General features: G+C 65.5%; 24 protein-coding genes. 8 read left to right on the top strand and 16 right to left on the bottom strand.

What is annotated here, in order from left to right; all coding sequences use genetic code 11:
• Nucleotides 1–144 precede the first annotated feature (144 nt).
• Entirely contained in the window at nt 145–603 is a 459-nt protein-coding gene (locus U5L98_RS17495; RefSeq protein ID WP_322559535.1) for a YchJ family protein, read from the top strand.
• Between the two features lie 144 nt (nt 604–747).
• Nucleotides 748–1,632, top strand: coding sequence for a glutathione-dependent disulfide-bond oxidoreductase (gene yghU / locus U5L98_RS17490; protein ID WP_322559534.1), 885 nt, complete (start codon nt 748–750; stop codon nt 1,630–1,632).
• Nucleotides 1,633–1,728: 96 nt separating this feature from the next.
• Here the strand turns inward: yghU and U5L98_RS17485 are convergent, their stop codons facing one another.
• Nucleotides 1,729–3,495: a sensor domain-containing phosphodiesterase gene (locus tag U5L98_RS17485; protein ID WP_322559533.1), complete on the bottom strand. Its 1,767-nt coding sequence runs from the start codon at nt 3,493–3,495 to the stop codon at nt 1,729–1,731.
• A gap of 119 nt (nt 3,496–3,614) precedes the next feature.
• Nucleotides 3,615–5,228 carry a diguanylate cyclase gene (locus U5L98_RS17480; protein ID WP_322559532.1) on the bottom strand — a complete coding sequence of 538 codons (1,614 nt, stop codon included), beginning with the start codon at nt 5,226–5,228 and terminating at the stop codon, nt 3,615–3,617.
• 351 nt (nt 5,229–5,579) lie between these two features.
• On the opposite strand from U5L98_RS17480, the gene U5L98_RS17475 reads away from it, so the two are divergent.
• Both U5L98_RS17475 and U5L98_RS17470 read left to right on the top strand, forming a co-directional pair.
• Entirely contained in the window at nt 5,580–7,160 is a 1,581-nt protein-coding gene (locus tag U5L98_RS17475) for a glutamate synthase-related protein (RefSeq protein WP_322559531.1), read from the top strand.
• Between the two features lie 186 nt (nt 7,161–7,346).
• Entirely contained in the window at nt 7,347–7,907 is a 561-nt protein-coding gene (locus U5L98_RS17470) for a hypothetical protein (RefSeq protein ID WP_322559530.1), read from the top strand.
• 33 nt (nt 7,908–7,940) lie between these two features.
• Here U5L98_RS17470 and U5L98_RS17465 read toward each other — a convergent pair whose 3' ends face one another.
• Nucleotides 7,941–8,939, bottom strand: coding sequence for an NADP-dependent oxidoreductase (locus tag U5L98_RS17465; protein WP_322559529.1), 999 nt, complete (start codon nt 8,937–8,939; stop codon nt 7,941–7,943).
• Nucleotides 8,940–9,338: 399 nt separating this feature from the next.
• Here U5L98_RS17465 and U5L98_RS17460 point away from each other — a divergent pair, with 399 nt between their 5' ends.
• From U5L98_RS17460 to U5L98_RS17450, 3 genes are all read left to right on the top strand, one after another.
• On the top strand, nt 9,339–9,893 hold the full coding sequence (locus U5L98_RS17460) for a cytochrome b (protein WP_322559528.1): 555 nt from the start codon (nt 9,339–9,341) through the stop codon (nt 9,891–9,893).
• A gap of 84 nt (nt 9,894–9,977) precedes the next feature.
• Complete coding sequence (locus tag U5L98_RS17455) at nt 9,978–10,829, top strand: alpha/beta hydrolase (RefSeq protein WP_322559527.1); 852 nt, start codon at nt 9,978–9,980, stop codon at nt 10,827–10,829.
• Between the two features lie 234 nt (nt 10,830–11,063).
• Entirely contained in the window at nt 11,064–13,031 is a 1,968-nt protein-coding gene (locus U5L98_RS17450; RefSeq protein WP_322559526.1) for a hypothetical protein, read from the top strand.
• A gap of 80 nt (nt 13,032–13,111) precedes the next feature.
• Here U5L98_RS17450 and U5L98_RS17445 read toward each other — a convergent pair whose 3' ends face one another.
• The 7 genes from U5L98_RS17445 to U5L98_RS17415 all read right to left on the bottom strand — a co-directional run bounded on the left by U5L98_RS17445 (nt 13,112) and on the right by U5L98_RS17415 (nt 20,253).
• Nucleotides 13,112–13,423 carry a hypothetical protein gene (locus U5L98_RS17445; protein WP_322559525.1) on the bottom strand — a complete coding sequence of 104 codons (312 nt, stop codon included), beginning with the start codon at nt 13,421–13,423 and terminating at the stop codon, nt 13,112–13,114.
• 503 nt (nt 13,424–13,926) lie between these two features.
• The gene (gene mltF / locus U5L98_RS17440) at nt 13,927–15,321 is read right to left on the bottom strand and encodes a membrane-bound lytic murein transglycosylase MltF (protein ID WP_322559524.1); all 1,395 of its coding nucleotides are present in this window, start codon (nt 15,319–15,321) and stop codon (nt 13,927–13,929) included.
• An 84-nt stretch (nt 15,322–15,405) separates the two neighbouring features.
• Entirely contained in the window at nt 15,406–16,086 is a 681-nt protein-coding gene (locus U5L98_RS17435) for a DUF6064 family protein (RefSeq protein WP_322559523.1), read from the bottom strand.
• Nucleotides 16,087–16,089: 3 nt separating this feature from the next.
• Nucleotides 16,090–17,025 (bottom strand): aldo/keto reductase, encoded by a 936-nt coding sequence (locus U5L98_RS17430; RefSeq protein WP_322559522.1) that lies wholly within the window; start codon nt 17,023–17,025, stop codon nt 16,090–16,092.
• A gap of 60 nt (nt 17,026–17,085) precedes the next feature.
• Nucleotides 17,086–18,045, bottom strand: a complete 960-nt coding sequence (locus tag U5L98_RS17425) for a patatin-like phospholipase family protein (RefSeq protein ID WP_322559521.1) — start codon at nt 18,043–18,045, stop codon at nt 17,086–17,088.
• A 2-nt stretch (nt 18,046–18,047) separates the two neighbouring features.
• Complete coding sequence (locus U5L98_RS17420) at nt 18,048–19,514, bottom strand: dihydrolipoyl dehydrogenase (protein ID WP_322559520.1); 1,467 nt, start codon at nt 19,512–19,514, stop codon at nt 18,048–18,050.
• 121 nt (nt 19,515–19,635) lie between these two features.
• Nucleotides 19,636–20,253, bottom strand: coding sequence for a LysE family translocator (locus U5L98_RS17415; RefSeq protein ID WP_322559519.1), 618 nt, complete (start codon nt 20,251–20,253; stop codon nt 19,636–19,638).
• A 145-nt stretch (nt 20,254–20,398) separates the two neighbouring features.
• Between U5L98_RS17415 and U5L98_RS17410 the strand changes: the two genes are divergently transcribed.
• Entirely contained in the window at nt 20,399–20,875 is a 477-nt protein-coding gene (locus tag U5L98_RS17410; protein WP_322559518.1) for an Lrp/AsnC family transcriptional regulator, read from the top strand.
• 66 nt (nt 20,876–20,941) lie between these two features.
• On the opposite strand, the gene U5L98_RS17405 is transcribed toward U5L98_RS17410, so the two are convergent.
• From U5L98_RS17405 to U5L98_RS17380, 6 genes are all read right to left on the bottom strand, one after another.
• Nucleotides 20,942–21,394, bottom strand: coding sequence for a hydrogenase maturation protease (locus U5L98_RS17405; RefSeq protein WP_322559663.1), 453 nt, complete (start codon nt 21,392–21,394; stop codon nt 20,942–20,944).
• A 49-nt stretch (nt 21,395–21,443) separates the two neighbouring features.
• Complete coding sequence (locus U5L98_RS17400) at nt 21,444–21,887, bottom strand: nickel-dependent hydrogenase large subunit (RefSeq protein WP_322559517.1); 444 nt, start codon at nt 21,885–21,887, stop codon at nt 21,444–21,446.
• 295 nt (nt 21,888–22,182) lie between these two features.
• Nucleotides 22,183–23,595, bottom strand: a complete 1,413-nt coding sequence (locus U5L98_RS17395) for a nickel-dependent hydrogenase large subunit (RefSeq protein WP_322559516.1) — start codon at nt 23,593–23,595, stop codon at nt 22,183–22,185.
• 2 nt (nt 23,596–23,597) lie between these two features.
• Nucleotides 23,598–23,867, bottom strand: coding sequence for a hypothetical protein (locus tag U5L98_RS17390; RefSeq protein WP_322559515.1), 270 nt, complete (start codon nt 23,865–23,867; stop codon nt 23,598–23,600).
• A 91-nt stretch (nt 23,868–23,958) separates the two neighbouring features.
• Entirely contained in the window at nt 23,959–24,432 is a 474-nt protein-coding gene (locus tag U5L98_RS17385; protein WP_322559514.1) for an FAD-binding oxidoreductase, read from the bottom strand.
• A complete protein-coding gene (locus U5L98_RS17380) occupies nt 24,429–25,055 on the bottom strand; it encodes a 4Fe-4S dicluster domain-containing protein (protein WP_322559513.1) in 627 nt (208 codons plus the stop codon). The genes U5L98_RS17385 and U5L98_RS17380 overlap by 4 nt, the downstream gene beginning before the upstream one ends.
• Nucleotides 25,056–25,207: the final 152 nt, after the last annotated feature.

Raw genomic sequence — 25,207 nt, 5'->3', positions numbered from 1 at the left:
ACGCTAACGGCGGTCAGGCCCTCGTCAAGGCCTCGCCCAACTCGGCCGCACTCCTGCAGAACTGGCAACATCCCGGAGGGTAACAGGACAAACGGTGACGTGATGTACCATGCCGCTCGTCGTTACCGAAGTGAAGGTTTACCCATGACACACGACCGTAAGGCCTGCCCCTGCGGCAGTGGCCTGCCACTGACCCAGTGTTGCGGCCGTCATCACGCCGGCGAGCCGGCGCCGAGCCCCGAGGCGCTGATGCGCTCGCGCTACAGCGCCTTCGTGCTCGACCTTCCCGACTATCTGCTGGCCACCTGGCATCCGAGCACCCGCCCGGCGACGCTGGAGGCGGACCCCGCAACCACCTGGAAGCGTCTCGAAGTGCTCGAGAGCGGGGAGGAAGGTGATCGAGGCCGGGTGCATTTTCGCGCGACCTTTCGCGAGGGCCGGCGCTGGGCGGTGCTGGAGGAGCACTCGCGCTTCGTGCGCGAGGATGGGCAGTGGTTCTATCTCGACGGCGATCCCGTCATCCAGCGCCTCAAGCCCGGCCGCAACGTTCCCTGCCCCTGTGGCAGCGGGCGCAAGTTCAAGGCCTGCTGCGGCCCGGTCTGAGAGCCTAGGCCGCGTTTACGGGAGTTATAGCCGGCGAACTCGCGGATGAAGGCTTGAAGGGTTATCGTCGGAGGTATCGGTTCTTCGCCCGCTGCGCCCGTCGCAGCGGGCGATCATCCCTTCACCCGCCATTCAGGAGATTTCATGAGCCAGGATAACGCGTACGTTCCGCCGAGAGTGTGGACCTGGGAGAAGGCCAGCGGCGGCACCTTCTCCAGCATCAACCGCCCGATCGCCGGCCCCACCCACGAAAAGGAATTGCCGGTTGGCAAGCATCCCTTCCAGCTCTACTCCATGGGTACGCCCAACGGCGTGAAGGCCACGGTGATGTTCGAGGAGCTGCTGGCCCGTGGCCACGAGGGCGCCGAGTACGATGCCTGGCTGATCCGCATCGGCGAAGGTGACCAGTTCGGGAGTGGCTTCGTCGAGATCAACCCCAACTCTAAGATTCCGGCGATGGTCGATCGCAGCACACCCGAGGCGATCCGGGTCTTCGAGTCGGGCGCGATCCTGCTCTACCTGGCGGAGAAATTCGACGAGTTCCTGCCGGATGATCCGGCCGGGCGCACCGAGACACTGAACTGGCTGTTCTGGCAGATGGGCAGCGCACCCTTCCTGGGCGGCGGCTTCGGCCACTTCTACGCCTACGCGCCGGAGAAGCTGGAGTACCCCATCGACCGCTACGCCATGGAGGCCAAGCGCCAACTCGATGTGCTCGATCGCCGCCTGGCCGAGACGCGCTATCTGGCGGGCGATACCTACACCATCGCCGATATCGCCACCTGGCCGTGGTACGGCCAGTTGGCCCTGGAACGGCTCTACGACGCCGGTGAGTTCCTTCAGGTGCAGGAGTACAAGAACGTGCAGCGCTGGGCCCGCGAGATCGATGGTCGTGACGCTGTGCAGCGCGGGCGCATGGTCAACCGCACCTTCGGCGAGCCTGAGATGCAGCTCCATGAGCGCCATGACGCCAGCGACTTCGAGCTGCGTACCGAGGACAAGGTTACGGGTGAAAAGGGCCACGCCTGATATAGCGCGTCCTGGGCGCCGATATTTGCTACGGGGACGTTACGCCCCGTTGCGTTGCGGCCAGATCGAACGCTCGACAAACGGGGAGGGAAATGATCAGCCGACTTTTGCCACGCCCACACTGCCAATCCAGGTTTCGAAGGCGTCGGGCAGGAGCGGTTTAGCGAGCAGATAGCCCTGCACTTCGTTGCAGCCCAGTTGGCCCAGGTAGGCGAGGGCGGCTTCGCTTTCCACGCCCTCGGCAACGACGCTGTAACCCAGGTCATGGGCCATGCTGATCATCGATGCAACCAATGTCTGGGTACGCGCGTCCTCGCCCAGGTGGGTGATGAAGCCCCGATCAATCTTGACGATATTCGCCGGAAGCTCGTGCAGGTAGGAGAGGCTGCTGTAGCCGGTGCCGAAATCGTCGATGGCGATCAGGATACCCGCTTCGATCAGGGCATTGAGCTGGGAAACCGCTGCCTGACCCTTGCCTAACAAGGCGCTCTCGGTTACCTCCAGTTCGATGGCGTCGGTAGGTAAGCTTGCCCGGCGGAGCTCGGCGAGCACGCGTTGGGCGAAATCGGCTTCCTCAAGATTGGTCGCCGACACATTGATCGATATCCGTAGTTTTCTGCCCTGCCGGTGCCAGAGGGCCGCCTGCTGGATCGCACGATGGACCACCCAGGCCGTCAACGAGCGAGCCATGGGGGTGTTTTCGATCAGCGGAATGAATTCCGCCGGTGAGACCTCGCCCAGAACCGGATGCTTCCAGCGCAGCAGGGCCTCGGCCCCCTGACAGATTCCGGTTGCTACGGATACGCGGGGCTGGAAGACCAGATAGAACTCGTTGTCGCTCTCGAGGGCCCGTTCCACATCGGAGAGCAGCATGATGCGACGCTGGAAACGCTCGTCCAGCGCTGTGGAATAGCTGCCTGCCCCCTTGTTCATTTGACGTGCGTCGAGGCTTGCCGCATGGGCACTACGCAGGATGTCGGAGGCCGTCATTTCCCCCAGCCGGAAGGGGGCAATGCCCACGACGGGTCGCACCAGCACTGGCACCTCACGGGCCGACTCGAGTGCCATCAGGTCCTCACGCAGGCGCAAGGCATGTTCGACCAAGCCGGCGTCGTTTTCGACCGATACCAGGTGGACGAATTGACAGCCGCCAAGATGATAGAGCTTCGATTCGCCGCCGGTGGCTTCCTGAAGACACTGCGCGGATACCCGGATCAGCTCGTCCAGGAAGGCGGGTCCCATGTTGCGATGCAGGTCGCTCAGCTGACTCGCTTCGACTATCTCGGTATAGAGGGCGACTCGTCGCTCGCCGGGGGCATCGAGGGCCAGGTCCTGGAGGTCCTCTTCGAACTGGCCGCGATTCGCCAGACCGGTCAGAGAATCGACCCTTCCGAAGGCATGCTGCAGTTCGATCTGCGACATGACCATGGCGGCGAGATCGACGAGTGTCTCCTTCTCCTGCTCGGTGACCTCGCGCGGCTCTGTCCCCAGGACACACATGGCGCCCAGGGTTTGGCCTTCTCGAGTCGTCAGCGGCGCACCGGCATAGAAACGGATGCCCGTGTTGGCCAGGTGGCTGTCCCGGTACCAGTTCGAGGCCAGCATGTCGGGAATGATCACCACCTTCGAACCTTCGGAAACAGCGGCACAGGGCGCCTTCTCCCGGGGTATCTCACAGTGATCGACCCCCACTCTCGACTTGAACCACTGGCGATTGGCGTCGGTCAGCGAAACCGCGGCGACCGGCAGGTCGAACAGCTGGCTGGCCATGCGGGTGATGCGATCGAAGCTATCGCTAGGCGAAGTGTCGAGGAGATTGAGTTGCTGAAGTGCGAAAAGGCGTGCCTGCTCAGGATTTTTCATCGGCGCGAAGGAACCTCTTGGAGGAACGGTTTAGCAAATTACCATCCGCCAAGAACAACCCCCAATTAATCCGAACTATCGCTATCATCAATGATTGAGAACTTGCCTGAAAGTCGTTATCAGCGCACCGCCACGCGGTTTCTGCCTTCGTGCTTGGCCTGGTACATGGCGGCGTCGGCCCGCTGGGTGACGGTCTCGATGCTTGCATCGAGCGGATTGAAGCCGGTGACGCCGATGCTCACCGTGAAGTGAAAGGGCAGCTCCTCTGCCTCGATGGTGGCCTCGGCGATCTGTCGAAGCAGGCGCCAGGCGATGGCCTGGGCTTCTTCGTGGTTCATGCCGGGCATGATCACCATGAATTCTTCCCCGCCGGTGCGACAGGGTAGGTCGCTGTCGCGCAGGTTGTCTCGCAGGGTGTCTGCCAGCAGCCGCAGGCCCTTATCGCCCTCGGCGTGACCCAGGGTATCGTTGATGGCCTTGAAGCGATCGATATCGATCATCAATAGGGCAGCCTGAAGTCCCTCCTCCTTTACCGCGCTGGCGACTCTCTTGGCGGACTCCTCGAAGGAGCGCCGATTGGCCAGCCCGGTCAAGGGGTCGGTGCTGGCCTTGCGGACCCAGTCGGCCTCCTGCCGTCTCTGTCGGGTGATGTCGCGGTATATCCAGAGGTGGCCATGGTATTCCTCGGCAACGAACAGGGGCGTGTAGGAGCGCTCCAGGAAGCGGCCATCCGCCATGGCCAGTAGGTCGTGGGTCTGCTTGCGCCTTGTCGCGAGGAGCTCATCGATTCGCGTCACGAAACCTTCCGGCTCAGCGAAATGGCCCTTGGTGGACTGGGCGGCCTCCCGGCAGTCCATGCCCACGAGCTGCTCGGGAGGCACTTCGAGGCCGAACAGGTCGCAGAAGGCCTGGTTGACCATGATGACCTGGCGATTCTCGTCCTCGAGAAGCAGGCCCGCATCGAGGCCCTCGATGACCACTTCCAGCTGACGCTTGGAGACGAGTTGCTCGATCTCCAGCGTCTTGCGTGGCGTGATGTCGAACTCGCCCATCACGATCATCGGCAGGCCCGTCTTGGGGTCGGTGGCACGGCACAGGTCGACATGGTGCCAGCGCTCGCTGTCGCTGACCCGCATGATCGTATCCAGCGAGCATCTCGGCTCGCTCTTCAGCTGCTGGAGGATCTGCCCGGCGAAGTCGTGATCCGTGAAGCAAGCCTCGAAGGTGAGAAGGTCTCGACGTGCCTCGAGGGCGGCTGGATTGCGCACCAGCAGGCGGCCTAGCCCGTCGAACACCGAGACCATCATGGGGGTGTGCCTCAGGGCCTCCAGGGCGCGCAAGCTGGGCGTATCCAGGGATAACTCGCTTTCGAGCCCCTCTACCAGCATGCCGGTGCGTCCATCATTCATGGCGTAATGGCTGCAGCGACAGTGCAACGAGATGGCCTGGTCGCCGGGGTAGAAACTCCAGTGTTCATCGATGATCTCCCCCTTTGCCAGGCGCGGGAGATAATCCGTCAGGCGCCGCCGTGTCGCCTGGCTCATCGTCGATAAGAAGTCTCGGGCGTAGAGTTCCTGCGGCGTTTCGGCCTCCCAGAGTCTCAAGGCGGCAGCGTTGGCATAGTGAATTCGCCCCAGCTCGATATCGAAGATCCAGACCGGGGTCTGGAGCCGATCGAGAAGGGGCATGTGGCTGCGGATAGCCGACTGGGGAACGTTATGGAAGGAGGTCATGAGAGGCAGGATCTTGGAGGTTGCCGCAGTATCCGCCGTCTCTGGTCAATCCAGTGCGGATTCTCTTTGTTACAGAGGTGTAATTTTACCATCTAACGGCCCTTACATCAGCCGTCTTCAATTGCAGACTTTGGTAACCCGACTTTGGTCGTCATCTTCCTCGCCGCATCATGGCTACAGTCGTAAGGTTGATGGCCCGCGAGGGCGCCACGGCGCCCGCTGTGTCAACATGGAATTCGTGAGATGTGTCAGCAGGGTTGAGGGTCTCGCGCCGCCAAGTGGCGAAAGGAGGCCCATGGCACACCGTTGCGCCGGGGTTGCCGGCGCCAAACTGACCAGGAGCGAGTCCCCATGAGCCAGCCCGTTATCGCCGACAACAAGCCCACCAAGGTGACCCTGACCAAGGGCGAGGAATACGCCTTCTGCATGTGCGGGCGCTCCGCCGACCAGCCATTCTGCGATGGCTCCCACGCCGGCACTGGCATTACACCCAAGAGCTTTGTGGCTGAACAGGACGGTGAGGCCGTGCTCTGCCAGTGCAAGCACACCGCCGATGCGCCCTTCTGCGACGGTACCCACCAGATGTTCGACGATGACCAGGTAGGCAAGGAGGCGCCCGCCGAGGCGAAAGACGCGGCTGACGAGGGCCCGGAAGCCAAGGATGCCTCCGACAAGGCCCCGGAGGCCGAAGCTACCCGGGAGGAACCCACGGTGGCCTTCATCCATAAGCTGGCCCGCGAAGGCTTGAGGAACATGGGGCCTCATGGGCCGATCACCGCCATGGGGGTGCCGCGCCACACCCTGCCGCACTGGGACGATCTGCAGATCATGACCGCCCAACTGGCGACCCAGCCCTTGATGGAGGATGCCGAGGTCGCCACCGAGCTGGTCATCGGCCCCGAGGCCAGGAAACCCCTGACCCTGAGCATGCCGCTGTTCGTCTCGGACATGAGTTTCGGTGCGCTCTCCGAGGAGGCCAAGATCGCCCTGGCCCGCGGCGCCGAGCTGGCCGGTACCGGGATCTGCTCCGGGGAAGGCGGCATGCTGCCGGAGGAGCAGCAGGAAAATTCCCGCTACTTCTACGAGTTGGCCAGCGCCCAGTTCGGCTACCGGGAAGAGCTGCTCCAGAAGGTCCAGGCCTTCCACTTCAAGGGCGGACAGGGCGCCAAGACCGGCACCGGCGGCCATCTGCCGGGCAACAAGAACACCGGCAAGATATCCCAGGTGCGCGGCATCCCGGAAGGTGAACCCGCAACCTCGCCTCCCACCTTCGAGGACCTGCACTCGGTGCAGGACTTCCGGCACTTCGCCGACCGGGTGCGCGAGGTGACCGGCGGCATCCCGGTGGGTTTCAAGCTCAGCGCCAATCACATCGAGCGGGATATCCAGTTCGCCCTCGATGCCGGTGCCGACTACTTCATCCTCGACGGCCGTGGTGGGGCCACCGGGGCGGCCCCGGAATTCTTCCGCGATCATATCAGCGTGCCCACCATTCCGGCCCTGGCTCGCGCCCGTCGCCATCTGGATGAGCAGGGGGCCAGTGGCCGGGTCACCTTGATCGTCACCGGCGGGCTGCGTGTGCCGAGTGATTTCGTCAAGGCCATGGCCCTGGGGGCGGACGGCATCGCCATCGCCAACAGCGCCATCCAGTCGATCGGCTGCGTGGCCGCTCGGATCTGCAACACCAACAATTGCCCTGCCGGCGTCGCCACCCAGCGGGAAGACCTGCGCCAGCGGCTGAACGTCGACAAATCCGCGCAGCAGCTGCAGAGCTTCCTCGAGGCCTCTGTCTCGCTGATGCAGGTCATGGCGCGGGCCTGTGGTCACGACCGTCTGGACAAGTTCAACCGCGAGGACCTGGCCACCTGGCAGCGCGAGATGGCCCTGCTGAGCGGAGTTCGGTATGCGGGCGTGCTGGACCCGCGCGGCTGAGAGAAGGGGTCCGGTCACACCCTGTTGTAAGGAAGTGGTGCCAGCCCACGGATCCCTCGCATCACGGAAACTCTGTCACCCGCCGCGAGCGGTTCGTGAGGGTAGCGAATGGGTACCCCTCCGCATGGTGGAGCCTGGGCATGTCGACTATCGTCAAGGGAGGGAGCGCGGTTCGGAGGCCTCATCATGCAGCGCATCCGGCATATCCATGCCATCACCAAGCGCCTGATCGTCATGACAACGTTGGCCGTTGCCGTGCTGGGAGGGATCTTCGCGCTGACCTTCTTCTTCGACCAGCGGTTTCTGGTGACCTGGGCGGTGCCCCTGTGCGGCATCATCGGGGGATTCGTCAGCATTCAGCAACGCTTGAACAAGGTCGCGGACGAAGAGCTCGCCTTGTTGAATGCCTCCTGGTTCCAGATCCTGCTGGTGCCCATCTTCGGCGGGGTGTTCGCCCTGGTGCTCTACCTGGTGTTCCTCTCCGGCATCGTCTCGGGGGATCTCTTTCCCGCTTTCTCGTTCCCTACCCAGGACGATGTCGAGGAGGGCGAGGATTTCATGCTGCACATCTTCCAAGAAACCTACCCGAGCACAGGACCGGATCTGGCCAAGCTGCTGTTCTGGTCGTTCGTGGCGGGCTTCTCGGAACGCTTCGTGCCTCAACTGATCAGCACGGTCACTTCGTCGGTATCCGAGGTGTCCGGGGTATCCGAGAAAGACGAGCGGGATGACTCGGCGGAGCGCTGATGGGTCAGCGCTGACCCATCAGCCAGATGTCGTTCAGAGCCGCACCAGCATCTTGCCGGTATTGGCGCCCTCGAAGAGGGCCAGGAAGGCGTCTGGCGTGCGCTCGAGGCCTTCCTCGACGGTCTCCGCGTAGTCGATCTCGCCCTTGGCGACCTGCGGCCCGACCTCTTCCAGGAAGCGCGGATAGTCGGCCCAGTGATCGAAGATGATGAAGCCCTGCATGCGCAGGCGCTTGATCAGCAGCATGGCCAGGTTGCTCGGCCCCGGTGCCGGCCCCTCAGCGTTGTAGCGGGCGATCATGCCGCACACGGCGATGCGCCCTCCAGTACGCAGGGTGTTGAGGGCCGCTTCCAGGCAGACGCTACCGACGTTCTCGTAGTAGACGTCGAAGCCCTCCGGGCAGGCTGCCTCGAGCGCTTCGGTTAGCTGCTGGGCATCTCTGTCGCGGTAGCTCACCGCCTTGATGCCATGGGATTCCAGCCACTCGAGTTTCTCGGACGCCCCGGCGATGCCCACCACGGTGCCGCCCTTGGCCTTGGCCAGCTGCACGGCCAGCGAACCTACCGCGCCGCTGGCGGCGCTGACCAGCACGTTGTCGCCGTCGCGCATCTCGGCGATCCGGTTCAGGCCCGTCCAGGCGGTCATGCCCGGCATGCCGAGCACGCCGAGGTAGGCCTGCTCCGGTACTTCGATGCTCGGCAGCGCTTCGACCTGGTCGCCCGGCAGCTGGGCGATGTCCCGCCAGCCGGCCATATGTCGGACCTTGTCGCCTACGGCCAGGCGGGAGTCCCGCGATTCGATCACCTCGCCCACCGCGGCGCCTTCCAGCGGCTCGCCGATGACGAAGGGGTCGATGTAGGTCTTCACGCCGCTCATCCGGCCGCGCATATAGGGATCCACCGACAGCCAGGTGTTGCGGATTCGTACTTCGCCCTCGGCGAGGTTAGAAAGCTCGGCTTCGTGCAGCTCGAACAGCTCGCGTTCGGGCGTGCCTTGGGGGAAGTCGTTGATGATGAAGTAGCGTGATTGCATGCTGTCGTTCCTTAAGGTGACGCGAAATCCGTCCATTCTAGCAGCCTGTCGGGCTTGACCGGTCGTTGCGGAATAGACGGATTTCGAGACAAGGTTATCGATCTGATGAGGCGAATAGCGCGCTAGTTGACGAATCAGATCGAATGAAATTGGCTGAAAGCGCGGGTTTTGCAACAGATCCGTAGTAAATCCGACAGGTTGCCAGCGCAGGGGGCAGCGCACTGGCCAATGGTAACGGGGCGGAGAGCCCACCGAGTCGCCGGTACGGCAAGGATGGCCAGCAAGAGCAGAGCGCTAAGGCGCTAACGATGGTCCGGCAGTGAGAGCACCGACACCCCGTCAACGCCGGGATCATCTAGGATGAAGCAATGACTCGTCATTTCCGGATGTGAGAGCGCCATGGATGATCCTGATCGTTATGCCTATCCCCACCGCGTGCTGCACTGGCTGGTCGCGTTGGTGCTGCTGTTTTCGCTGGCCAGCGGCCTCACCCTGGGCTTCCTCGGCTACGAGAGCGCCGTTGAGAGGCTCGGTGACGCCTTGACCGACCTGCTCTATACCGCGCACAAGTCCTTCGGGGTGCTGATACTCTGCCTGATGATAGCGCGGGTGATCACTCGGCTGCTCTTCGTGGTGCCGCTCCATGAGCCACCGCTGCATCCGTTCCAGCGGATAGTGAGCACAAGCGTCCACCACCTGCTCTATCTCGCACTGCTGGTCATGCCGATGCTCGGCTGGACGGCCACTGCTAGCGGCGGCTTTCCAGTGCAGTTCCTTCACTGGAATCTGCCGGGGCTGATCGGCGAGAACGAGGCGCTCTCGGAGCAGTTGTTCCTATGGCATGGCCGCCTGGGATGGACGATCCTGGGGCTGGTGCTGCTGCATATTGCCGGTGCCCTCTATCACTGGCTGATCAAGCGCGACGGCGTGATGAAACGCATGAGCCTTTTTTGAATCAATAGTTGATGTTCCTTCGATACTCACGGTGGCCGTGGTTGGACCAGGGTAGTGGATGAACCTCGGATCTCGAGAATGCCGATGAGTGATCTCCATCCCCTGTTGCGTCTGCTCCTTTGGCTGCTGCTGGCCTACGCCTTGCTGGTGATGGTGGCCTGCGCCTTTCAGGGCCAGTTGCTCTATCAGCCGCATGTAGGCGGTGACGAGTATCTTGTGACTCCCCAGGATCGCGGCCTGGAATATGAGCCGGTTACCCTGCGAACCAGCGATGACCTGCACCTGGATGCCTGGTGGGTGCCGGCTCAGGCGACACGGGGCAGCTTGCTGTTCCTGCATGGCAATGCCGGCAACATCTCCCACCGTCTGGACTCGATCGAACAGTTCCACCGCCTGGGGCTCTCGGTGCTGATCCTCGACTACCGAGGCTATGGGAAAAGCGAGGGTAGCCCCTCCGAGGCTGGCACGGCGCTCGATGCCCGGTCCGGTTGGCGCTGGTTGCGCGAGACGGCTGGCCTCGCGCCTGATGAGATCGTGGTGTTCGGTCGTTCGCTGGGAGCGGCCGTAGCGGCGAATCTGGCGCGCGAGCTCAAGGGCGAGGCACGCCCCGCGGCGCTGATCCTGGAGTCGCCGTTCCGCTCTGTTCCCGATCTGGCCCAGCGGCTCTATCCCATCCTGCCGGCCCGCTGGCTGTCGCGCTTCAATTACGACACCGCCGCCTACGTTGCACAGAGCGAGGCGCCGGTACTGGTCATCCACAGCCGGGATGACGATATCATCCCTTTCGCCGAGGGCGAGGCGGTCCATGAGGCGGCACCCGAGCCCAAGAGGTTGCTGATGATTGGCGGCAGTCACAATACCGGCTTCCTGGAGAGCGAGACGGTCTACCTGGCAGGTATCGAGGCATTCCTGACCGAGGTCGCGGGCTTACGCTAAAAGGTGCACTGCCATTCAGGTTTGTATACCTTCATGACAGCCTGCGCTCCTGCGCAGGGCCGGAATGTTCGATCATCTTCATCTGTTGCGTGTTGTCAGGCCTGGCCGGGGTATCATCAGCTATCCGTGTGCTTGGCTACGCCTTCTCCAGTCGAATGGAAGAGCGTATCTAGCAGGCAAGAGGCGCCGAAACGGGCCGAACCGATGAGTCGAGAGTCAAGGAACCATGGCGTCATGAATATCTATAACCCCGCCGAGGATATCCGTCCTCTGGCCGAGCAGTTCGATGCGGCACTGGCGCGTTTCGTGCTGGCCCGCCAGCAGGAGTCCCGGCCATCCAGGGCCGAGGTGCTTGAAGCAGCCAGGAAGCTGATGGCCACCCCGGGGGGACTGGACGCCCTCTATACCCGGGTGGTCGCGATCGAGACTTCGGGGGTCTTTGTCAACAGCGATTGGGGACAACCCGCCATCCTTCAGCCCGCCCTGGCCGTCCGCACACTTAGGCAGGGCGATCCGGGCTATACCGTCATCGAGGCCTTGAGCGAGATCCGCCTGCTTGCCGTGGCGGTGGGCGATTACTTCCACCCCGGTATCGCCGCCGAGCAGGCGATGAATTTCCTCACCCAGGTGATGGCGTTGAACCTGGACCTGCTCTCCGGCCAGATGACCGAAGCCGACCGCGAACGTCCCGAGGACCTGGGCGCCATCGTCCAAGCCCTCTACCAGTATCTGCTGGATCGAATGGGCTACGAGAGCATTCTCGAGAGCCTGGTGGGCGAGGTCCAGCGCCTGCTGGCCCAGCGCCCGGTCCAGACGGACAGCATCAAGGAGATGATCAGCCAGATCGCCCGCTGCCTGTTCGACCCCGAGATCGATACCGACGGCATGCACAGTGCGGCGCGCCTGGTAACTGCCCTGTTCGGCCCCACCAAGGGGTGTCGCGAGGATCCCGGGCTGGCGGTCTATGACCGGCGCCTGGGTACCATGGACGACGCCACCCTGGCCGAGGAGGCGGCGGATTTCGCTCGGGCGATGCACGAGACCGGCCTGGTGTCGCCCTACCATCCCCTCTTCCTGCGCCATCTGCGCCGTCGGCGTGATGACCTCATCCCCGCCGCCCTGGGGCTGAGCATGACCGGCATCGATGTGCTGCAGTGCTACAGCCAGTTGGTGCATGCCCTGATCGACGAGGCGGTGTTTCCGGAAACCAGCCAGTCGGTCTATGGCCTGGCCATGCTGCTCGAACGCGGTGCCCTCTTCTCGCACCCCGTCGCCTCGGGGTTGTGGCGCCAGATCACGCTGAAGCTCTCCGTCGAGACTTCGACCAAGCTGGCCGCCGTCTTCGGCGATGCCCAGCCTCCCCGGGTCTTCCTGCTAGCGGGGGTACTGAGCCTGCTGGGGCAGCCACTGGGCGTGGGGCAGGGCAACAACCCCACCTGCCAGTCGGTGATCGGGATTTCCATGTGGGCCGACAATGACGCCGATTACCTCCTGCAGCTCGTTGCCTGGGCCGCTCGCGACGACGAGATCCTCCAGCGGTTCGAAGGCGAGAGTGTCTCGTCCCGAGGGCTGGAGGCGGGTCTCGCCAAGGAGCCGCCGCTGGACGTGGACCCTGTGTCACTGCTGCTGGTGCCGCATCTCGACCGCATCTACATGGAGATGGGCCGCTTGTGCGGCGAGCGTGATGACGACCTGCACCGCTGGATCAATCCCGAATTCTATGGCTGGTGGGTGGGTCACGAATTTCGTGTGGTGGTCGATGTGCAGACGGGCAAGATCGAGGATCACGCGGGCTTCCTTCGTGACTTCTACGCCTGCTATCACCCCTACTACAACGGCAACCTGCCGGTGATACACCCGCAGCCGGCGGGGATCGCCGTCACCGACAGTGCCGCACGCCTGGTGGGTCGGCATGCGATCACCATCCTGCGGGTGGCGCTGGATTCGGACGGCGAGATGCGCGTCTATTTCTTCAACCCCAACAACGACAGCGGTCAGGATTGGGGCCAGGGGATTCACTGTGCGACCCAGGGCAACGGCGAGCGCCATGGAGAGGCCTCCCTGCCTTTCGCTGAATTCGCCTCGCGAGCCTATGTATTCCACTACGATCCGCTGGAGCTCGGCGATACCCAGGCGATTCCGGAAGGGGAGGTGGCGCGGGTCATCGAACTCGCGCGGACCAGCTGGGCGGCAGATCTATGAAACGGTAGAAACGAAAACACCCCATTCGGCTCGGGGCCGAATGGGGTGTGGTGACTGCACTTGCAGGTACGGTCACGGCCTCAACGCTGAGGCGCTTCCTCGAACAGCTCTGCCTTGGCATCACGCATGACGTCTTCGCAGGCGGCCTGATGGGCGAGCTGGGTGAGCAGGCTCTGGGTCAGGGCAAAGCCCTTCTCCAGGCAGGTGTCGACGTCCTCACGGCTCACTTCGGGGGTGACGTTGCAGTCAATCTTGATCGTTCTTCCACCAACGTCCAGCTTGTCGGCGAATTCCCGTAAGTACCAGGCGATTCGCGCCTTCCAGCTGGCCGATTCTTCCACGCCCTCGTTTACGCTAAACGTGCACTGCCATTCCGGTTTATAGACCTTCATGAGAACCTCCGTGCTGGCTTGAAAGAATGATCGATCGTCTTTTCTGCTCCGTATCTGAAGATGTTGCACAATCATCATACAGGCTTTCGACCATCGGGCCAGTGCATCCGGCACGTCAGTGAGATTCTTCAGTCAAGGTAGGCGGCGAAGGCCTCGGAGGCGGCTCGTTGCAACTGAGCCTGGTGTGCCCAGCACTGCAGCACGTAGGAATCGAACGGTTGGCACTGCGCTTGTGGGGTAGTCATTGCGGTTGCCCTCCTCAGGGGGATTGCACTACCACCATAGGCGCTTTTGTTGCAGCGCAGCAAGAATTTTTTTGCGAGACGTCTGCTGAGCCTTCCTCGATCACTATCGACGACTGAAAATCAGCGGGTTAGCTAAGCTTGACCTCGCTCAACACCTCGGTCAGCCGTTCCATAACCGGGCGTCGCTATGCTGGCCGCCGGAGCCGGCCTCACAATCTGACGACCCTTGCGGAGGAGAGGGCGGCGAGGCCGCTGCGCTCATTCTCCGTCGGGCGACAATACTTCCACTGCGGCACCGATCACGTCCTGATAGTTACGTATCCGCTGGACGTAGTGCACCGGCTCGTAGCCCCGTGCATAGCCGTAACGGGTCTGAGGGTAATAACGCTTGTCGGCCTTGAGCGGGAGCACCTCTTCCATGTCTGCCCAGGAGTCGGGGTTCTTGCCCAGCTCCCGGGCGAGTTCACGGGCATCTAGCACGTGACCGCGCCCGATGTTGTAGCTGGCCAGGGCCAGGTAGGTGCGATCCGGCTCGGGAATCTCCTCGGGCAGCCGTTCATGACGGTCGGCCAGATACCGCGCGCCACCGTCGATGGCGGAGGCAGGATCCAGGCGGTTGTCGACCCCCAGGGACTTTGCCGTGTTCTGGGTGAGCATCATGATGCCGCGTACCCCGGTAGGCGAGACGGCCCGAGGGTCCCAGTGCGACTCCTGGTAGGAGAGTGCCGCGAGCAGGTCGGCGGACATGCCGGTCTCTTCTTCGGCCTGGAGGAAGAGATCGAGATAATCGGGCAGGCGTTCGTCGATCCGCTCGTTGAGGGCTCGCAGGTCGACGAAGTCGAAGTCGTCGATATAGTCATAGTAGCGGTGCTCCACCGTATCGAGGGTCTCCTCGCCCTGGGGGCCTTCCATCCAGTCATGAGCGCGCGCCGCGAGTTCGTCATGCCCCTTGGCCAGATACCAGCCCAGCCTGGCGCCGCTGGTCAGGTTCATGGCGACTTCCAGGTGGGGAAAATGTCGGCGCACCACCTGGACGATATTGGAATCGGCCACGGTGCACTCCAGTGTCCTTTCGGCCACCCTGGCGAGGAGGATCTCGGTAGTGCGCGGATCCTCCTCGAAACGAATGCCGGTATGGTCGTTGACCAGTGACAGGAGTCTCTCCGAATAGCTGGAACCTGCGGTGACCCGGATCTCGACGTCCGCAATCTCCTCGATCTGCCGGGGCAGGGGACGCATGTCGCGATGACAGACCAGTTGCTCGACGATGTCGGTATGGCCGGGGCCGCGGCTGAAGCGCTCGTCCCTGGAGGGAAGATGGGTCAGCCCGGCGGCGGCCAGGTGGACATCGCCAGCCTCCAGGGCCTGCAGCACCTCGGCGATGGAGTCCTGCAGTATCCATTCCACTTCCCAGCCATTGGCTTCGGCGAAGCTCTCTACCAGGTCGTGTTCAGGCCCGGCCGGGGTCTCTTCCCGGTCCAGGTAGTAGGTGGTGGCCGCGTTGCGGGTGGCCACCTTCAGCGTCTCGCCCGGCTTGGGCGGCTCGACCTGGGCAACCTTTGGGACAGGAGGCTCGGACGGCTCACAGCCCTGGAGGAGGGCAAGCGACACCAGCAACAGCAGACTGACGATAAACGGACGGGATCGGGACATGAGAGGGGTATCCTGATCGGAGGAGTGAAACGGGGGCTTGTAGATTCAGCTTACCAGGCTATCGCCTTGCCCTTGAGCGGCGAGTCAACGCAAGGCTGTGCGCGTCGGCCAGAATCTCGCTACCAGGGCCGCGACGACGGCCAGCAGGGGCAGCCAGGCACTCCGCTCGCCGAGGGTATCGAGGGTCAGCCAGCTCAGCAGGCACCAGAGCGCGGGAATGACCAGCAACGGCCAGACGCGGCGGGCGGGCTCGGCCATGGCCACCACGCCCAGGGTGGCCATGGCCAGCGGGTCGGGGGTGAGGCCGATGACCTCGGCGCCCGCCAGGCCTCGACCTGTCGCCACGGCAACGAGCGGATGTAGGGCCAGGGCATAAACGAACAGCCCTATGCCGATACACCGCCGCATGCTCCAGTGACCTGGCAGGCACAGCCCGCCACGGAGGTTGCCAAGGACGATCAGCAGTAGCGCCTGGAGGCCGAAAAGCGGAACGATATAGGCGATGCCCAAGTGAATAGGGGCATAGCGTTGCCACAGGAAGGCCCAGGCCACGAAGACCCAGGCCACGGCCAGCATGGCGACGACCAGGCGTGTTGCCCGCGGATCGGGGCGGAGCAGGACGACCAGTGCCATGCCACCCAGCGCCAGGGCGAGCAGCTGGGCGGGCCACAGCGCCTGGTTGTGCAGCTCGAACAGCCGCGCATAGACCCGCGGCGAGAACATCAGCAGGTCCTCAGGGCGATAGCTCCACCATGCGCTGCCCATGTTCTACAGCCCTCGCACGTGGTCGGCCATGCGGCGGCGCATGGTGTCGTCGGGCAGTGGCTCGCGGGCGGCGGCGAGGTTCTCGCGGACATGCTCGACGCGGGTGGTGGCGGGGATGGCGCAGGTGATCGCCGGGTGGGAGATGATGAACTTGAGGATGAACTGCGCCCAGGTAGTGGCGCCGATCTCGGCGGCCCAGGGCGGCAGCGGTTTGCCTTCCAGGCGACGGATCAGGCGCTTCTGTTGGAAGGGGCGGTTGGCAATCACGCCGATGCCGCGCTCCCGGGCGAGGGGCAGCAGGCGACTCTCGGCCTCGCGATCGACGATGTTGTAGGTGAGCTGGACGCTGTCCAAGGGGGCGCGGCGCATGATGCGCTCGACCTCCTCATGGCGTCGTCCGTGTGAGGTGGTGATGCCCAGGTGGCGCACGTCGCCGGCCTCCTTCATCGCCATCAGTGTCTCGAGGTGGCCCTCCCAGCCCAGCAGGTTGTGGACCTGCAGCATGTCGAAGCGCGGAACGCCCCACTCCTGGCGGGAGGCCTCGATCTGTGCCGGTCCTTCTGCGGGGTTCGAGGTCCAGACCTTGTCGGCGGCATAGACGCGGTCGACAGCCTCGAGGCGCTTCAGGGCGTGGCCGATCGTTGCCTGTGACGAGCCATACATCGGCGAGGAGTCGATCAGTCGGCCGCCTTCAGCAAAGAAGGCCGCCATGACCGCGGTGCACTCCTCGAGCAGTAACGGGTCATCGCCGACGTTGAAGGTGATCCAACTGCCCAGGCCGACCCGGGGTAATGTCTCGCCGGTGCCGGGCAACGCGCGGGTCAGTGGCTCGGCCGCCCGCGCCGAGGCGCCGAGAGAGGGTAGCGCCACGACAGCCGCCGAGGCGAGCAGGCCGCCTAGCAGCCGGCGGCGTGACAGGGAAGGAATAGATGGGTGCATGATGCGCTCCTGGCCAAACTGAGCACAGTGTAGCTGTCGGGGAAGGTGGGCCGTGTGCCGTCAGGGAGAGGGGGCGGCCCGCGGTGCCACCGTGTCCTCGAGAAGATCACGCAGCCTCTCGGCGGTGGGCTCGGTCTGGTGCAGGATCTCGTCGATGCGGTTGAAGTGCAGCAGGCGCACCCCTTGGGTTTCCGGGCGTAAGTAGAGGTCCGGTGGACGTTGCTGCAGCGACAGTCGAATGATTGCCTGTTGCATGATCTTGAAACTGTTGAAAAGCATGTCGGTCACGCCGATCTCCTGGCCATCTTCAAGTTGGCGACTGCCCGAGACGTCCACCGCGATGATCAGGTCGACATCACCACGCAGCAGGTCGAAGGGCAGGGGGTTGGAGATGCCGCCATCGATCAGCAGCTGCTCGCCGCGATGGACGGGCATGAAGAGCCCCGGTACCGCCATGCTGGCCTCGATGGCCGGGAACAGCGGGCCCTCGTCGAGGGTCACGCTCTCTCCCGACCAGTAGTCGGTGGCTACCACCTCGAGCGGGATGCGCAGCGCGTCGAAGGTGCGAACCTCGGTATGGCTGGCCAGGAAGTGCAGGAAGCCGGCCGAGTCGAGGAGCCCGGCATCGTCGCTCCCGAACGGCACCAGTGCCGACAGCTCCACCTCCGACTCGGCCAGCCCCGAGAGGGCATCCAGTGGCGAGCCCGCCACGTCGTCGAAGATGTCCCGGATCTCCCCTGCCGAGAGTCCTGCGGCATATAGCCCGCCGATGACCGCGCCGATGCTGGATCCGACGATACGGTCGGGCACGATCCCGAGGTCATCAAAGACCTTAAGGATGGCGATGTGTGCCAGGCCGTTGGCGCCGCCCGAGCCCAGCGCGAGGCCGATGGTGGGGCGCGGCGCCGGGGCCTCGGTGGATGCCGCGGCGGCGGGTGACGCCGACAGCAGGGCAACGGCAAGCAGAGCCGAGGCGAGAAGGCCCGAAGTGAGAAGGACCGTGATGGGATGACGCCTCATGCTCAGTCTCCGGGCCCGCACTCCATGCAACGCTCGGTGATGGCCGGGCCCTGCTGCAGGTTGGCATTGAGGTCGCGCAGGGCGCCGCGCAGGCCCTCCTCGAGCACCGGGTGGTAGAAGGGCATCTCGAGAATACGGCTGACGCTGAGCTTCTGCTCCAGCATCCAGGCCAGCAGGTGCGCCATGTGCTCCACCCGCGGACCGAACAGCTCGGCGCCCAGGAACTGGCCCGAGCCGTGCTCGGCGTAGAGGCGCATCAGGCCGCGATTCTGGCGCATCACCACGGCGCGCCCCTGGTCCTCGAAGGAGGCCTCGCCGGTGGCGATGCAGTCGCAGCCACCGTACTGGGCTTCCAGGTCGGCGCGGCTGGCGCCGATGGTGGCCATCTGCGGGTCGGTGAAGACCACGGCCAGTGGCACGTTGCGGGTGCCGGCGCGAAGCTCCGGGTAGCGCCCGGCGTTGTCGCCGGCGATGCGTCCCTCGGTATTGGCCACGTGCAGCAGCGGCAGCTCCTGGTTGGCATCGCCGGCGATGAAGATGTGGCTGGGGCTGTCGTCGGCATTGCGGCACTGCAGGGTGAAGCGGTTGTAGTGGGGCACGCCCTTGTCGTCGACATCCAGGCCGGCCTTCTCCAGGTCGAGCCGGTCGAGGTTGGGGCGCCGGCCGGTGGCCGCGAGCAGGTAGTCGAAGCGCTCGGTGAGGCGCTTGCCGGTATCGCGCTCGAGGAAGGTGATCACCACGGCGTCGCCGTCGCGCTCGATGCTCTCCACCTTGGCATCGGGGTCGACGTAGAACGCCTCGTTGAAGGTGCGGTCGGCGTAGTCCCTCACGGCCTCGTCCTGAAAGGGCCCTAGCGCGCCGCCCACGCCGAAGACCCGCAGGCGCACGCCCAGCCGATGCAGCGCCTGGCCGAGTTCCAGGCCGATCACGCCGGGGCCGAACACGGCGACCGACTCGGGCAGGTCGTCCCACTCGAAGACATCGTCGTTGACCACCAGCCGGTCGCCGGCCGTCTCGAAGAAGCCCGGCCAGGTGCCCCGCGAGCCGGTGGCGATGACGATGTTACGTGCCGTCACCCGGGTATGATCGCCGACGATCAGGGTGCGCGGGTCGTCGAAGCGCGCGTGGCCCTCGAGGCGGTTGGCCTCGCCCAGGCGCTCCACCGTCTTCAACACTCTCCCCACGAAGCCATCGCGTTCGCGCCGGACGCGCTCCATGACGGCGCGGCCATCCACCTCGACCGGGCCGGTTTTTACACCGAAGCCGCCGGCATCGCGGGCGTGGTGGGCGGATTCGGCGGCGGCGATCAGCAGCTTCGAGGGCATGCAGCCGACCCGGGCACAGGTAGTGCCATAGGCCCCGCCCTCGATCAGCAGCACGCTGTCGCTGTGTTTACGGGCGGCGTGCCAGGCACTCAGGCCGGCGCTGCCGGCGCCGATGATGGCGATATCGACCTCACGTTCCTGCATCGGGCTGTCCTCTTGTCGATATACATGCGTCGATGTGCATAGTTGCACTATGGCACAGGGTGGGGATGGGTCGCCGGAACACAACGGTGGCGTCTTGACGCAGGACAAGGCCGCCGGCCCCTCAGGCGGCCAGGCGCAGGGCGAAGCCGATCATCAGCGAGCCGAAGGTCCAGCGCTGGAGACGCGCCCTCAGGGGGCTGCCGGCAAACCAGCGCTGCAGCGCAGCCCCCAGGGTGGCGTAGCCGGCATCGAACAGCAGGCCGATGCCCACCAGCAGGCCGCCCAGCAGGGCGAACTGCAGCAGCACGGGTCCCTCGCCGGGATCCACGAACTGCGGCAGCAGCACCGAGCAGAACAGCAGCGACTTGGGGTTGAGCAGGTTGGTGAGCAGGCCACGGCGCCAGGCGCGCCGGTGACCGGCGGCGAGGATGCCCACCCGACTCGCGTCGATCTCGGCCGTGGCGCCCGGGGAGCGCAGCAGCTGCAGGCCGATCCAGGCCAGGTAGGCGCCCCCCGCATAGCGGACCGCATCGAAGGTCCAGGGCGCGGTGGCGAACAGCGTGGCCAGCCCCAGGGCCGCCAGGGCCACGTGGAGGCCGCGCGCCACGGCAAGGCCGGCCGCGGTGGCCAACGCCCGGGAGTGCCCCTGCTGGCTGCCGGTCTGCAGCACCAGGATCATGTCGGGGCCGGGCAGCAGGTAGATCGCCGCCAGGGCACCGATGAACAGCCACAGCTCCATGGGCTCGCCTCCCGCCGTCGTGACACATCCGTCTGGAACGCTGCCAGTCTAGCCCCGGGGACGCCGGCAGGTCCTTGCGAAGTCGGCCAGAAAAACGGCTACAGTTGGCAGAAGATACCAATGAAAGATGAAGAGGTGAAGGTTCATGCCAAGCTATCGGCTGGATGCCATCGACCGTCGCATCCTGGCGGCGCTGCAGCGCGATGCGCGGCTCACCAACGTGCAGCTGGCCGAGGAGGTGAGCCTCTCGCCCTCGCCCTGCCTGCGCCGGGTGCGCCAGCTGGAGGCGGCGGGGCTGATCCGCGGCTATCACGCCGAGCTGGACCGCGGCGGGGTGGGCCTCGGCCTCACCGTCTTCGTCGGCATCAAGGTGGAGCGCCACCACGAGGTTGAGGCCAATGCCTTCCGCGAGGCGGTCATCGCACTGCCGGAGGTGGTCTCCGCCCACCTGGTATCGGGCGAGTCGGATTTCCTGCTGCAGGTAGTAGTGCCGGACCTGTCAGCCTATGAACGCTTCCTGACCGGGACCCTGCTGCGCCTGCCAGGCGTCAGCGACATCCGCAGCAACTTCGCCATCCAGACCGTCAAGGAGCACGGGCCACTGCCCCTGGGCCGGCTCTAGGGCGAGGGCCGGGAGGCGATGCCGGTCGGCCGACGCCCCTGAGGGTCGCTGCTGACGGGTCGGCGACTAACCGGCATCGAGCCAGCCAAGGACCGTCGCGTGCAGTTGTCGGGCCTGCGCCTCGTCGAGCTTGGGTGCCGTCATGTCGGGGTCAGGCATCTCGATGCCGATGATCCGGATGCCCGCCCGGAAGAGCCCCAGGGCTTCGACCAGCGCCAGGGTGCCCGTCAGGTCGAGCCCGTGTGATGACAGCCGCGCGGCAGCCGGGGGGAGCTCCCCGGGAGTGAAGACCTTGAGGGTGCCGGGCGGTCCCTGGCCCTGCATGGCATCGACCAGCAGCAGGCGGTCGCGTGGTGTCACCGTGTGGAGGAAGAGGTCGACGGGCTGGTCGAGTCGCGCGACAGTGATGTCATCGCGCTCGCCCAGCGCCTCGCCCAGCCACTCCGCAGCGAGCCAGCCCAGCCGGTCCCCGCCATGGGGCGAGCCGAGCCCGAAGAGGTAGGCATGGCCCCTCGGCAGGTCGTCGGCCCCGTCCTGCCCGGCCAGGCCCGCCCCGGTCGCGCCCGGGTCATTCCGCGTGGCTTATTTTCGCAAGACATTTTCGCAAGACATTGAAGTCCAGGAAGTGGGTGGCGCAGGAGATGCAAGGGTCGTAGTTGCGGATCACCATCTCGCCGTGCAGTCGCAGGGCGTCGTCGTCGCGCTCCAGGCCGAAGCGCGTCAGGCTCGCCGCGAGGTCCTCCTCCATCCGCGCCTGGTTCTGGCTGGTCGGGGGGACGATCCGGGCCTCGACGACCCGGGCCTCACCGTCGAGCGCATAGCGATGCCAGAGGATGCCGCGGGGGGCCTCGGTGCAGCCGACGCCGACCCCGGCCCGGGCGGGCGCCTCGACATGGGGCTCGGCGGCGGGGTCGTAGTCCTCGGTGAGGCGCAGCGCCTCGCCCAGGGCGACATGCATCTCCACCGCCCGGGCGACGATGCTGTGGAACATGTTGCGGCTGGGGAAGTGCACGCCGCCGTCGTCGAGCAGCTGTCGCAGGTCGGCGGGCAGTCGGTCGAGGTTGTTGTTGAGCCGGGCCAGCGGCGCCGACCAGATCGGGGTGGCCGTCGAGCTGGGCGTGCAGCGCGGTCGAGTGGGGGACCTGGAACTCGCGTGAAGTGCTGCTCGAAGTCGGCCGGGTCGATGTCGAGCCCCTGGTCGGAGACGATCCGCCCCGCGGTGATGGGGTAGTCGTGGTCATGGCGCAGCGAGACCGAGACGAAGGCCTGGTCGTCCTCGGGAAGCGGCAGTCCCGCTGTCCAGGCGATCAGCGCGCGGGCCTCCTCGAGGCCTGCCGCCAGGCGCTGACGCAGGGCCTGCATGGTCGCCGGCATCCGGGGCGCGGAAGAAGCCGCCCGGGCAGATGCCGACCGGGTGCACCGAGCGGCCGCCGAAGGTGCCGGATGATCTCGTTGCCGAGCCCCTGGAGCCGCAGGCCGCGGCGCACCTCTTCCGGGTAGTCCCTGGCCATCGCCGGGGCGCTGTCGTAGCCGAGGAAGTCGGGGGCGGCCAGCAGGTGGATGTGCAGGCTGTGGCTCTGCAGCCATTCGCCGCAGTACATCACCCGGCGCATCGCCTCCACCCAGGGGCTCGGCGTGACGCCGAGGATCGACTCGATCGCCGTCACCGCACTCATCTGGTAGGCCACGGGGCAGATGCCGCAGATGCGGGCCACACTGTCGATCACGTCCTGGGTGCTGCGCCCCTCGAGCAGCTTCTCGAACAGCCGGGGCGGTTCGAAGATGCGCAGCGTCAACGCCTCGATGCGGCCGGCCTCGATGCGGATATCCAGGGCGCCCTCGCCCTCGACCCGTGCCAGGATGGGCACATGGATCTCGCCGGTTCGCGTGTCGTGACTCATCCCTGCTCCTCCTCTCTGCCCTGACGCTTGATGACCCGTGCCTGCCGGTCCAGGCCTTCGACTCCGGAACGGCTCGGCATGGCCGTTGATGAACAGCAGGCGCCGGGCGACCTCGTCGGCCGGCATGCCGGTATCGGCCAGGTGGGTGGCCAGTGCCGAGACGTTGGCCTGCACGGCGGGCCCGTAGCAGGCGTAGCAGTCCCGCTGCCAGCGGGGGCAGATCGCCCCGCAGCCGGTGCTGGTGACCGGGCCCATGCAGGGCCGGCCTTGGGCGACCATCACGCACACCGCCTGCTGGCGCTTGCACTCCATGCACACCGCGCTGTGGTCGACCCGGGGCAGGTGGCCGGCCAGCAGCGCCTTGGTGGCGCCGAGCACCTGTTCGCCGCTGACCGGGCAGCCCCAGAGTTCCAGGTCGACCTTGACGCTCTCGGCAATCGGGGTCGAGTCGGCGAGCAGGTCGATATGCTCGGGCTGGGCATAGACCCCGGACACCCACGCGTCGGCGTCGTGGAGGTTGCGCAGCGCCTGGATGCCGCCGGCGGTGGCGCAGGCGCCGATGGTGACCAGGTAGCGACTGCGCTGACGGATGCCGCGCAGGCGCACGGCATCCTGGGAGGTGGCCACACTGCCCTCGACGAAGGCGATGTCGACCTCGGCTTCGTCGTCGATCGGACCGGCCTCGGCGAAATGCAGGATGTCGACGGTCTCGGCCAGGGTCAGCAGGGGCTCGCCCAGGTTGAGAAAGGCCAGCTGGCAGCCGTCGCAGGAGCTGAACTTGTGCACGGCGATGCGTGCGCGGCGGGTCGCGGTGGTCATGGTCAGACTCCCCTGTGCGACAGGTAGGGCGCCAGCTCCCGGCAGGTGAAGACTGGGCCGTCGCGGCACACGAACTTGGGGCCCAGCTGGCAGCGGCCGCAGGAGCCGATGGCGCAGTGCATGTTGCGCTCCATGCTGAGCCAGATCCGCTCTTCCGGCACCTCGCGCTGGCGCATCGTCTTGATCACCGCCCGCATCATGCCCTCGGGACCGCAGATGAAGACCGAGCAGCGCGTCGGGTCGAAGTCGATGCGGTCGAAGAACTGGGTCACCGGACCAACATGCCAGGGCCAGAAGGTATCGCCGGTGTCGGCGGTCAGGTAGACCTCGACGTCCGGGTGCCGGCGCCAGGCGTCGTAGCGATCACGCCAGATCAGGTCGTTGGAGATGCTTGACCCCCTGGATGATGTGCATGCGGCCGTAGCGTCCGCGCCGGTGCAGCACGTACTCGATCAGTGAGACCGACGGGGCGCAGCCCAGCCCCCCGGTGACGATCACCAGGTCGGTACCCTCGGCCTCCTCCGTGGGCCAGCCGCGGCCGTAGGGGCCGCGCAGGCCGAGGCGGTCGCCGACCTCGAGCCGCCCCAGGTTGCGGGTGACCGAGCCGACCTTGCGGATGGTGTGGTCGACCATCTCCCGCTCGTCGGGGTCGGAGACAATGGAGATCGGCACCTCGCCCATGCCCGGCAGGCAGAGCATGTTGAACTGGCCCATGGCGAAGCGATAGGCGGCCTGCACCTCGGGGTCGGTGAAGCGCAGCTGCAGGCTGAACATGTCCGGGGTCTCGTCCCTGCAGCCGACGACCTCAGCCTCGAAGGGCACCAGCGCGCTGGTCATGGTGTGTCCTCCCTATCGGTGGGTCGAGAGGGGGACGCGCTCCCGGGCGCCTTGGGAGGCGCGTCGTCGGGCGCCATGGACAGCGCGGCCAGCTCCTCGATCACGTCGATGCCCACCGGGCACCAGGCGATGCAGCGGCCGCAGCCCACGCAGCCGCTGCGGCCGTACTGCTCCACCCAGGTGCCGAACTTGTGGGTCAGCCACTGGCGATAGCGCTGGGGCCGCTCGGCCCGGATGATGGTGCCATGGATGTAGCTGTGGTCGGGGTCGAAACAGCTGCCCCACTGCCGGCCGTGCTCGGAAGTCTTCCCGTCCAGGGAGAGTTCGTCGACGTGGGTCTGGCAGAAGCAGGTGGGGCAGACCGCGGTGCAGTTGCCACAGGTCAGGCAGCGGTCGTTGAGGCTCTGCCAGTGTGGATGGTCGACGGCCGCCTGCAGCATCTCCGGCACCGAGCCGTCAGGCAGACTGCGCGCCTGCTGGCGGATGGCCCGCTCGATCCCGGCCTCCACCTGCTCGAGCTGGTCATGGCTGGCCAGGGTCGTCTCCAGGGTGTCGAGGATGGCCTGACCCTCCTGGGTGTGGGCCTCCACCACGAAGCCGTCGTCGAGCTCGGAGAGGGCCATGTCGTAGCCGTGCTGGACCTGGGGCCGTCTCCGGTGGCGGTGCAGAAGCAGGTGGCGGCGGAGCGCATGCAGTTGACGGCGACCAGGAAGAGATTCTGGCGTCGCTCGCGGTAGTGCGGGTCCGGGTGGGCGTCATGCAGGAAATGGCGGTC

This window comes from Halomonas sp. (assembly GCF_034520545.1).
GTDB lineage: Bacteria > Pseudomonadota > Gammaproteobacteria > Pseudomonadales > Halomonadaceae > Halomonas.
Note: the sequence above shows the minus strand (reverse complement) of the source record. Positions and strands in the feature narration are given on the sequence as shown.

Excerpts from the sequence above, each read along its gene's own strand:
- U5L98_RS17485 (WP_322559533.1), bottom strand. The coding sequence starts at position 3,495 with ATGAAAAATCCTGAGCAGGCACGCCTTTTCGCACTTCAGCAACTCAAT.
- U5L98_RS17410 (WP_322559518.1), top strand. The coding sequence starts at position 20,399 with ATGCCAAGCTATCGGCTGGATGCCATCGACCGTCGCATCCTGGCGGCG.
- U5L98_RS17495 (WP_322559535.1), top strand. The coding sequence starts at position 145 with ATGACACACGACCGTAAGGCCTGCCCCTGCGGCAGTGGCCTGCCACTG.
- U5L98_RS17380 (WP_322559513.1), bottom strand. The coding sequence starts at position 25,055 with ATGGCCCTCTCCGAGCTCGACGACGGCTTCGTGGTGGAGGCCCACACC.
- U5L98_RS17460 (WP_322559528.1), top strand. The coding sequence starts at position 9,339 with ATGGATGATCCTGATCGTTATGCCTATCCCCACCGCGTGCTGCACTGG.
- U5L98_RS17445 (WP_322559525.1), bottom strand. The coding sequence starts at position 13,423 with ATGAAGGTCTATAAACCGGAATGGCAGTGCACGTTTAGCGTAAACGAG.
- mltF (WP_322559524.1), bottom strand. The coding sequence starts at position 15,321 with ATGTCCCGATCCCGTCCGTTTATCGTCAGTCTGCTGTTGCTGGTGTCG.
- U5L98_RS17425 (WP_322559521.1), bottom strand. The coding sequence starts at position 18,045 with ATGAGGCGTCATCCCATCACGGTCCTTCTCACTTCGGGCCTTCTCGCC.
- U5L98_RS17480 (WP_322559532.1), bottom strand. The coding sequence starts at position 5,228 with ATGACCTCCTTCCATAACGTTCCCCAGTCGGCTATCCGCAGCCACATG.
- U5L98_RS17450 (WP_322559526.1), top strand. The coding sequence starts at position 11,064 with ATGAATATCTATAACCCCGCCGAGGATATCCGTCCTCTGGCCGAGCAG.
- U5L98_RS17470 (WP_322559530.1), top strand. The coding sequence starts at position 7,347 with ATGCAGCGCATCCGGCATATCCATGCCATCACCAAGCGCCTGATCGTC.
- U5L98_RS17465 (WP_322559529.1), bottom strand. The coding sequence starts at position 8,939 with ATGCAATCACGCTACTTCATCATCAACGACTTCCCCCAAGGCACGCCC.
- U5L98_RS17385 (WP_322559514.1), bottom strand. The coding sequence starts at position 24,432 with ATGACCAGCGCGCTGGTGCCCTTCGAGGCTGAGGTCGTCGGCTGCAGG.
- U5L98_RS17420 (WP_322559520.1), bottom strand. The coding sequence starts at position 19,514 with ATGCAGGAACGTGAGGTCGATATCGCCATCATCGGCGCCGGCAGCGCC.
- U5L98_RS17430 (WP_322559522.1), bottom strand. The coding sequence starts at position 17,025 with ATGCACCCATCTATTCCTTCCCTGTCACGCCGCCGGCTGCTAGGCGGC.
- U5L98_RS17455 (WP_322559527.1), top strand. The coding sequence starts at position 9,978 with ATGAGTGATCTCCATCCCCTGTTGCGTCTGCTCCTTTGGCTGCTGCTG.
- U5L98_RS17475 (WP_322559531.1), top strand. The coding sequence starts at position 5,580 with ATGAGCCAGCCCGTTATCGCCGACAACAAGCCCACCAAGGTGACCCTG.
- yghU (WP_322559534.1), top strand. The coding sequence starts at position 748 with ATGAGCCAGGATAACGCGTACGTTCCGCCGAGAGTGTGGACCTGGGAG.
- U5L98_RS17415 (WP_322559519.1), bottom strand. The coding sequence starts at position 20,253 with ATGGAGCTGTGGCTGTTCATCGGTGCCCTGGCGGCGATCTACCTGCTG.
- U5L98_RS17435 (WP_322559523.1), bottom strand. The coding sequence starts at position 16,086 with ATGGGCAGCGCATGGTGGAGCTATCGCCCTGAGGACCTGCTGATGTTC.
- U5L98_RS17395 (WP_322559516.1), bottom strand. The coding sequence starts at position 23,595 with ATGACCACCGCGACCCGCCGCGCACGCATCGCCGTGCACAAGTTCAGC.